The sequence below is a fragment of the Mesorhizobium sp. M8A.F.Ca.ET.165.01.1.1 genome (genome assembly GCF_004792065.1).
GTDB lineage: Bacteria > Pseudomonadota > Alphaproteobacteria > Rhizobiales > Rhizobiaceae > Mesorhizobium.
Map to the genome: position 1 here is coordinate 636,777 of NZ_SRTH01000001.1, position 9,071 is coordinate 645,847.

Annotated in this window: 7 protein-coding genes and 1 pseudogene; 4 read left to right on the forward strand and 4 right to left on the reverse strand. The window is 58.2% G+C overall.

All coding sequences use genetic code 11. The features are described 5' to 3' along the window. Positions 1–563 precede the first annotated feature (563 nt). A complete protein-coding gene (locus tag EN808_RS03080; protein WP_135915097.1) occupies positions 564–2,609 on the forward strand; it encodes a flotillin family protein in 2,046 nt (681 codons plus the stop codon). Between the two features lie 430 nt (positions 2,610–3,039). On the opposite strand, the gene EN808_RS03085 is transcribed toward EN808_RS03080, so the two are convergent. After that, the gene (locus EN808_RS03085) at positions 3,040–3,813 is read right to left on the reverse strand and encodes an HAD-IIA family hydrolase (protein WP_135915098.1); all 774 of its coding nucleotides are present in this window, start codon (positions 3,811–3,813) and stop codon (positions 3,040–3,042) included. 707 nt (positions 3,814–4,520) lie between these two features. On the opposite strand from EN808_RS03085, the gene EN808_RS03090 reads away from it, so the two are divergent. Further along, positions 4,521–5,261 carry a DUF4145 domain-containing protein gene (locus tag EN808_RS03090; protein ID WP_189524044.1) on the forward strand — a complete coding sequence of 247 codons (741 nt, stop codon included), beginning with the start codon at positions 4,521–4,523 and terminating at the stop codon, positions 5,259–5,261. A 102-nt stretch (positions 5,262–5,363) separates the two neighbouring features. Then, positions 5,364–5,956: pseudogene (locus EN808_RS03095) on the forward strand (SOS response-associated peptidase). A gap of 1 nt (position 5,957) precedes the next feature. On the opposite strand, the gene EN808_RS03100 reads toward EN808_RS03095, so the two are convergent. Then, positions 5,958–6,233, reverse strand: a complete 276-nt coding sequence (locus EN808_RS03100; RefSeq protein WP_135915100.1) for a hypothetical protein — start codon at positions 6,231–6,233, stop codon at positions 5,958–5,960. Positions 6,234–6,337: 104 nt separating this feature from the next. Beyond that, positions 6,338–7,081 carry a hypothetical protein gene (locus tag EN808_RS03105; RefSeq protein WP_245525023.1) on the reverse strand — a complete coding sequence of 248 codons (744 nt, stop codon included), beginning with the start codon at positions 7,079–7,081 and terminating at the stop codon, positions 6,338–6,340. A gap of 170 nt (positions 7,082–7,251) precedes the next feature. On the opposite strand from EN808_RS03105, the gene EN808_RS03110 reads away from it, so the two are divergent. Continuing rightward, positions 7,252–7,713: a hypothetical protein gene (locus EN808_RS03110; RefSeq protein ID WP_135915101.1), complete on the forward strand. Its 462-nt coding sequence runs from the start codon at positions 7,252–7,254 to the stop codon at positions 7,711–7,713. Positions 7,714–8,395: 682 nt separating this feature from the next. Here EN808_RS03110 and vsr read toward each other — a convergent pair. Further along, positions 8,396–8,821 carry a DNA mismatch endonuclease Vsr gene (gene vsr, locus EN808_RS03115; RefSeq protein ID WP_245525024.1) on the reverse strand — a complete coding sequence of 142 codons (426 nt, stop codon included), beginning with the start codon at positions 8,819–8,821 and terminating at the stop codon, positions 8,396–8,398. Between the last annotated feature and the right edge of the window lie 250 nt (positions 8,822–9,071).

Sequence of the window (9,071 nt, forward strand, 5' to 3'; positions counted from 1 at the left end):
ACGCCCGGCAGTAGCCCCTCAGCGCGCGAGAAATATCATGTCACCAGCAAAGGAGGCACACTCCAAGCGACAAGATACCAACGGCCGCTTGGGAGAAGCTTTTTTGGCGGGGGGCAACCGCGGTTTGCGTTCGAGTACCGCCGCCCTTCGCGAGCGTGGACATTTGAGCCGCGCAGTTCGGCGCAACCATCGCGTAATCCGGCTTCAAACCCCACTTCTAGCGATATTCATCTAGAGTGAGTCCGTAGTAGTGTAAGCGAGATGCTGTTTCAGCGATTTATACGATTTTCGCGCGGAATATCTTTAAACCTGTAGGCGCGATCCCTACGTCATTCTCTGTTATGTCTATCAAGGCAACACCGATGTAACATCGCTCACGGCCACGCCTGCCCTCACTGGGGACTCGGGATGCGCGGTCATTTTCCCATACAATGAGCAGCCCAAACGTTCGACACGCCCTTAGTGCGTCGAGCGCGTCGGTGCGCAATCTCCCCGCTTCATAAATCAACACCAACCGGGTGACCGTCGGGTGAACGAACCCGCGCGCCCATAGGAGAGAAAAGATGGAAGCCCTGCAATATCTCGGCCCGATGGAATGGATGGCTGTCGAGGTGGCCGTGCTCGTCATCGTGCTGGCGATCCTGTTCTGGTGGAGCGGCGTGGTCCGCTACATCCCGAACGACAGGCTCGGCATCTTGGAAAAACTATGGAGTTTTCGCGGCTCGGTCAGCAATGGCTTCATCGCGCTCAACCGTGAGGCAGGCTATCAGCCGGAAGTCGTGCGCGGCGGCCTGCATTTCTTCATGCCGTTCCAGTATTCGATGCATCGCGCCAATCTTGTCACCATCCCGCAGGGCCAGATCGGCTATGTCTTTGCCCGAGATGGCAAGCCGCTGCCTCCGACGCAGACACTTGCTTCCAACACCGACGCCGATGATTTCCAGGATGTGCGCGGCTTTCTCGAAAAAGGCGGACAGAAAGGGCCGCAACGCAAGATCTTGCGTGAAGGCACCTATGCCATCAATCTCGCACAGTTCATCGTGCTCACCGCCCAGTCGATCCATTCCGTTAATCTGAGCTCGTCGGAACAAAACCTTTTTGCCAATATGTCCAGCATGATCTCGGAGCGGGGCGGCTTTGAGCCAGTCGTCATCCACAATGCCGAGGACATGATCGGTATCGTCACCATCCATGACGGTCCGGCCCTGCCGGACGGCGAGATCATCGCACCGACCGTCGCCAACGATCCGAACGACCCGAACTTCCACAACAATTTCCAGGACCCGGAGAAGTTTCTCGATGCCGGTGGTTACCGTGGCCGCCAGTTGCAGGTGCTGGCCGACGGCAGCTACTTCCTCAATCGCATTTTCGCGACTGTCGAACTGGTCGAGAAGACGATCATTGACGTCGGCACGGTGGGTGTCGTCGTCTCCTATAACGGCCGCCACGGCACGGATATTTCCGGGCAGGCATACCGTCACGGCGAGCTGGTCGAAATCGGCGCACGCGGTGTCTGGTCGACGCCGCTGCTGCCAGGCAAGTATGCGTTCAATACCTATGCCGGCAATATCATCACCGTGCCGACCACCAACTTCGTGCTCAAATGGACGAAGGAGCAGTTTGGCGAACACAGGCTGGACGAGAACCTGTCTGAAGTGTCGTTGATCACCAAGGATGCGTTCGAGCCTGTGCTGCCGCTGTCCGTCGTCGTGCACATCGACTATATGAAGGCGCCACTCGTGGTGCAGCGTTTCGGCGACATCAAGCGGCTTGTCGAACAAACGCTCGATCCGATGGTTTCTGCTTATTTCAAGAATATCGCCCAGACCAAGACGCTGATCCAGCTTTTGCAGGAGCGTAGCGATATCCAGCGTAAATCGGGCGAGGAGATGCGCGAGAAATTCAATTCCTACAGCCTCGAGCTGCAGGAAGTGTTGATTGGTACGCCACGTGCCGGCAATGGCCAGAACAGCATAGAGCAGATCCTTATCCAGCTGCGCGAGCGCCAGATTGCGGTCGAAAAGGTCGAGACTTATAAATTGCAGGAGAAGGCGGCCATCCAGGAACGCACGTTGCGTGAGAAGGAGGCGCTCGCCGAACAGCAAGCCAAGATCACGACTTCGGCGCTTACCATCGAGATCAGCGAGAACGAGGGCAAGGCACAACTCGCCCGCACCCGCCAGCAGGCGGAAACCATTCAGGTCACGGCCAAGGCAGAGGCCGAGAAGGTGCGCCTCGGCGGCCAGGGCGAGGCCGACATGATCAAGGCTATCGCGCTTGCCGATGCCGAACGCATCAAGGCGACCGGTTTTGCGGATGCCGAGAGGGTTCGCGCCATCGGTCTGGCGGAGGCCGAAGCCACCGAGAAGAAGGTCGCGGCCTTCGGCGGCCCGGACTATCAGCTCAACTCGCAGGTTCTCATGCGCTTCGCCGAGGCGATCGAAAATGGCAGGCTACCGCTCGTGCCGCAGATCCAGATCGGCGCTACCGGTGGCGAGAAGGGGGCCGCCAACGGCCTTGTCGAGATGATGCTTTCGATGCTCGTTGCCGACCGGGTTGGACCGCAAATCCTACCGGATGAGGTCCCGGCACCCGTTGAGGAGGATTGATCGAGGATGGGCCGGTTGTACCGGCCATTTTGCGCTCTGCCGAAAACATGCCGGGATGGGGGCGGCGCCTGCGATCTTGGGCCGCCCTCGACCGTGGCTCTCCACCCAGCGACCCCGCATGCCGAAAAGAGGGCCGCATCAATCGGCCGCCGCAATACAAACATTGCGTGCGATAGTGGGTTTGAAGTGGTAGCGGGAGACCGCTACATCGCAACACCCACTATAAAAGAGGCGTTCTTCTGCTATCGGAGGCACGCGGCTTAGTCCAAAAACTTTCCAATTTGGGTACAGAGGTTAGCCGATGCCGTCCGAAGGCAGAGTTTACAGGTGCGAATCCTGTCGGGTGCGCTCGACGGGTTCGGGACAACGGAAGCCCACAAAGAGATTGCGGCCGACCCACTGGGCACCAATGCTCGTAGTTTCCACATGTTCATTCCTTCATGACGATCTCGCCAAGATCGGCGAGGCGCTCGATCACGTGGTCCGGTCTGAATGGAAACCTCTCCATGTCAGCCCGCGTGCTCACCCCAGTAAGAACAAGGGCTGTCTTCAGACCCGATTCCAATCCGGCGACAACGTCGGTATCCATTCTGTCTCCGACCATGATCGTGTCGGCTGCACTAACTCCTAGGCGGTCGAGCGCGCTTCGCATCATGAATGGGTTCGGTTTGCCGACGAAATAGGGCTGACGGCCGGTAGCCTTTTCGATCAGGGCTGCGACCGAGCCGCAGGCCGGATGGAAGCCACGCTCTGTCGGACCTGTAGCATCCGGATTGGTGGCAAGAAACCACGCGCCCTTTGACACAAGCCCAGCGCCAATGGCGATCTGCTCGTAGTGGTACGAAGTGGTGTCGCCGAGGACGACGAAATCTGGGGCAAACTGCGTGATCCTACAGCCTGCGTGCCGCAGGGCCTCGACCAGTCCATTGTCGCCGATGACATACGCGGATGATCCGGGCTTTTGCAGCTCCACGAATCGCGCAGTGGCGAGCGCCGGTGTGTAGATGTGCTCAGGCTGAACGAGGAAGCCAACCGCCCTCAAACGTTCGGCATGATCCTCCGGCGTGAAGCGGGAGTTATTGGTGAAGATCTGAAAAGGTTTGCGGTTGCAGACCAGCCTGGCGACATAGTCGATCGAGCCTGCAATCGGCTGGCCGCCGCGGACCAAAACCCCGTCCATGTCGAGCAGGTGCGCTACGATCATAAGACTTCAACCCTTGATGTCTTTGGATGGACGCGTGGCTTAATTCCGTTGTGGGTCACGTGCGTTGTTCCCTTTCTAGGTGCTTGCGCGGGCAATGTACGCACCGAGAGCAACGTGGGAATGGCAACCGATCGCTGGTTCGGCAATTAGGACATTGCAGCGTGCAAAAGGGTCCATTGTAGTTCGCTCGAAGATGACGCGGTGACCGATGGCCGGCCTTTTCGGGACGGATCAGACGCTTCGGCTCTCAGGTTTGGTATGGTTGATGTGGGTTACGCCGGCACGCGACCTAGTCGAAATTTTCCAATTTTGGGGACGGAGGAGGGCGACTCGGAGGGCAGCCGACTGTGGAGCCGCGGTGCCCGCGATGGCGATGACCTCCGGCACTTTCTGTCGGATGTGAGGCTGTCGATCGGGCACAACGTGCTGAACCGTCCAGGCACACTTGGATGAAAATCCGTTTCAGGGCTTCCAGGTCGGACGGATACAGGGCGGGGTCAATGTTCATGGGGTCAATCATGTCTGTGCCTCCCAATGCCAGCAATGATCAAGAGTCGAAAAATGCCCCTGCCAGTGAAGCCTGTCATCTAAATTTGCCGTGACTATAGCCTGTCTTGAGCCGTCGATGGCGTGAAGCTAGCTGCCGAATGCCAACTGCTCTATGCAAAGTGGTCAAACAGCTTTTGGTGACCCGTGGAACGAAATCTTTGGCGGACTTCATACAGCGCCTTTCCAAAGCTGCCCTGCGCACGATGCGCGACGGGCCGTCTAGCCTGATGAAGGACACCCTTCAAATCTGGGAGACCGGGTATTCCAAGAAGGAGCAGAACGACCCGGAATGGGAATTGCATTGGTTAACCGAACGATTCATCGGCTTCTTGGAGTGTGGAAATAAGTTTTGCGGCGAAATTGTCACTGTCTGCGGGAGTGTTCACCGCCAGCATCATGAGCAATACGAGGAGGCTCTTGGTGGGGAGGTCAGCTTCGACAACACCTATTATTCGCCATCTCTAATCCACCCGGCGCCGCCAGTGTTCGCAGTTTCGAAGAAGTTGAACAAGGACTGCGCCGCCCATTTGCGAAAAGCATTTGAGTTGCTGTGGGTGGACCCAGCTTCGTGCGCCAACCGCATCCGCATTTTTGTCGAGCGCCTGCTGGACCAGTTTGGGGTTCCTTGTGTCGGCGTCAACAAAAAGGGCGACGACTACGACATGAACCTGGCCCAGCGCATCGAGTTTCTCGAAGGTCAGAAACCGGGTCATAAGGATGCATTCGACGCGATGCGCAACGTCGGAAACTATGGCAGCCACCAAGGAAAGGCAAAGTTCGATACCCTGATCGACTGCTTCGAAATCCTCGAGGAGATGCTCAAGGATCTGGTCGACGGTCGAAAGAGCCGACTGGAGAAGATGACAGCGGCACTACTGGTTAAGGGCGGCGATTTCTAAATACTGACTCTCAAAGGGATCGTCCAGTTGAGCGCCGATCCGCTTTTCATCGTGCCCTCGATAGCCTTACTGTAAACAGGTCGCCCAGGTCCGGAGCCTCCCATGTGCAACGATTACGAACAGCATGTACTCTGGGCTGAATATTGCCGGATGATGGCGTCACTGGCGCTCAAAATCCCCAGCCACCAAACCGAACTTGACTTGCCCCAGGCAGATGACGTCCGCATCAGTGATCCGGCGCCAATAGTGCGTGCCGCTGTGACACGATCGAACTGGCATCGATGACGTTCGGATTTCCGCCGACCGGACCAAAAGGTGGGCCTGTGTTCAACTTCCGCTCCGAGGGCCGGCAATTCGGAAACAGCAACCGCTGCCTCGTTCCTGCATCCGCGTTCTTCGAATTCACAGGCACGAAATATCCGAAGGCCAAACATCGTTTCACACTCAACGGCTCTCCCTTCATGGTCGTCGCGGGGCTTTGGCGAGAAGCCGTCGGTAACAAACCTCCGACCTTCACAATGCTGACGACTGACCCCGGACCGGATGTCGCGCCGTATCACAATCGGCAGGTTGTGGTCCTTCAGCCCGAGAATTGAGCGGCCTGGATCAATTTGACAAAGCCTGAGGCCGAGCTCTTGCGGCCGCTTCCAGCCGGATCGCTCTCGGTCGAGACAGTTCGTCCTGAAAGCTCATAACTTAGCTGCGCAGGATCTCTGGTACGCTGAGCGGCCCGAGATCGAGAACCGGCCTGTATTCGCCCGTGCGGCGCCAGACGCCTCGCACCTTTCCATTCTCCCGATCCTGCCTCGGATCGAATCTCAGCCCGTCGAAGTGATCCAGAAAGGCCTCTGCAGATGCGGCATCGCTGAAGCAATGGAGCCGATAGGTTTCATATTTGCCGTTCGGCCATATCGCCTGCACATGCCGCGTCTGGTGCTTAAGCCCTCGTTCCTGGCAGAACTTCGCGATCAAGGTGAAGTTCCGGTCGGTGCAAAGGTCATCTGGCAGCGCAACCTGGTGAGGCCAGTCGCGGTCGATGACCGATGGCGTTGGTGAACCCCGACTGCGTTTGATCACTATTCGAAATGCATCGACTGGCCACGCATCATGGCCAGCGTCAGCGCGATTGCAGGATTTGCCGGTGGCTTCTCCATATGCAGGGAGCCGTCGAAATCACGCCATGCCGCCATGCGCAATTCATCATCGTCATCACTGGCCGCCGGGTCGAAAACGTGGGCATCGCAGGGATCCCGGTCGATCTCGATTGTCCAGTCCTTGAGCGCCTTGCGGGCCATCTCTTCGACCTGGGCAAGGTCGCTGGTGAAGAAGGGGATACGGTCTCCCTCTTCGGAAAGCGGCTCAACCCGATCTAGCGTCGGCCGCTCGGGCACCCAACCCAGAACGAAGGCAATGTCGAAATCGATCTGGCGGTCTGGGCCAGCTGTAATCTCCAGCCGTTTCACGACGTCAGGATAGAGCTGTTTGCGCGCCGGCCACGTGTCCGGAAGAGCCTCGGCCTGCAACTTCGTGCGGGGAACGTTGATCAGTTCCATGACCTGATGGCGCGGAATTTTGTCCTCCGGCCAGCCCGCACAACAAGCAGTCGTCGCAGCCTCGTCGGCCTCCAGCCAGACTGTGGCGGCCTGGTCCTCGTCTTCGGTAGGCTTGTCGTCTTCTGGAAAGCCTTTGATATCCCACCCTTCCAACGCAAACAGTCCTTCCGCGCCCTCCAAAGCCGTAATGCCGGCGCGTGCAAACACGGCTTCGGCTGCGGCGATGCCGCGTGCGAGCTCTTCGGGTGTTGCGTTCTCGATGTTCAAGCGAAGTTCCATGGTTCGCCTCCTATGGCCTATCTCTGCCAAAGAGAACAAAAAGAGAACGACGAGTCAAGTATGCCCCTTGACGAGAGAGGAATATGTTCCTTATTTCAGCGTGATCTTGAGCAGCAAAGGACCATGGCTCGGCGTCAATCGCGCTGGCCGGCGAAGCTATGGCGAAAACAGCGGAAGACAATTTTCGGATCGAGGTCTGGGATCGCGAGGAGCAGGTTTTGGCAGAAACCATTTCGCGTTCCCCCGATTCAACGGTGAGCCAGGCAGCCTGGCAAGCTGCAATCCGGCGCCGCCCAGGCATGTTGCTAATCCACTACAACAGTCGGCATGTGATGGAGAAGATCTTGACACCAGGCGAGGCGAAGATCCCACCGCAGACCATCATTGACGGCAGCGTTCACGCCGGCCTCGATGTGGCGCTCGGCGATCTACGCGAGTGGCATGTGTTGCGGGCTTGGTGCAGATCCTGTTCGCATCATGCAACGGTGAAGCCAGGCGGCCTCATTAAACGCTATGGCAAAGGCGCTCTGTTCAGTTCGGTCGAGCGAGCACTTTTTTGCACGAGTTGTGACAGGGGCGGGCCGGTTAGGCTGGAAATTCACAAGCTGCCGCGCAATTGAGGGGAGACCAAAAAGGCGCAACACCTGATCGATTTCTTTCAGGCGAATTCGGCGCTGTACTGGCCAACCCTATCACATCGTCGCCGATCGGCGGCCGGACTGTCGAGAAGGGGAACTGCGCGCGATTTCGGCCGGTCAGCTTCCGTCCTGACGCAAAAACATACGGACCGCTGCGGACGGGGACAGTCGGTCCCGCGTCCCGTCCTGCGGCCGGCGCTATGCTGACGCTCCTACGGCTGTCCCGTTCACCGCCCGCGGCGGGGGCGAATTTCCTCCGTCCCACGCGCGACAATTGTCCGCTGTTGCGGACGCGCACAGGACTGCGGTTTATACGCCGTTCTTCACCAGAGCGCAGATGGTCGCCAGCGCGAAAATCGATGGCATGCCGCATCTGGCTGTCGCCGAGCTTCTACACCAGTGCGTTCGGCGCGAGGTTCAGGCAGCATTTCTTTCGCAATGGTGCCACGCCATGCCGGCAAAACCACCGCGCCCTTGGCGCGGAAGCACGGCGGAAGCATTGGATAGCGTATATTTTTCGACGTTGGCGATACTCGGAAATTGCGACGGCTGAAGGGCCGGCCCCGCCCCCAGGCCGACTACGGCACCTTCTCGGATTTGCAGGGATCGCGGTATCCAGCGCGTAAGGTCCGGCGGTTTCAAGCCAGTATGGCAACACCCCGCGCTAACGGCCGCAAGCCAGCGCCAGCAGCGCTTTCAGCGCGGTATCATCCTTGAGCTCGCATTCCCAGACGATGAGCACGCGCCAACCAAGTGTGTGCAGCGCGTCTCTCTGGCGAGCATCTCGTTCGACGGTGGCGGCAAACTTGGCTTCCCAAAAGTCGCCCCGAACCTGCGGCGTCGTTGCCCGCTTGCATCCTTCATGCCGATGCCAAAAGCAGCCGTGCACGAACACAACGAGACGATGTTTTGGAAAAACTAAATCGGGGCAACCAGGTAGGTCTCTCCGATGTAGCCGAAATCTGAGCCCCAAACGATGTGCGACGCCCCGCACTCGAAGTTCGGGAGCGGTGTCCTTGCCGCCGATCCTGGCCATGTTGGCGCTGCGCTTGGCCGTATCTAGGTGATCCATGCCTTCTTTCACCTGCATCCACCGCCGACGCCTACTTCGCGATTTGGGTGCTTCTGCTCAGGGGCAGCCGAGGATGATATCGTATGAAAGTCGCTTCAGTAGGTAACAATTTCAAGGGAACTTTGAAACCAGGATTCGCCCTTATATGAAATCTGCGGAAGCAAACGTCTTTCCGAAGCAGTGCTGGCCGGAGGCTCTTCCAACAACGACGCATTTCAACAAAGGAGGCGCTGTTTTTTCTCTATAAGTTCACCTCGTGACTGCTGCG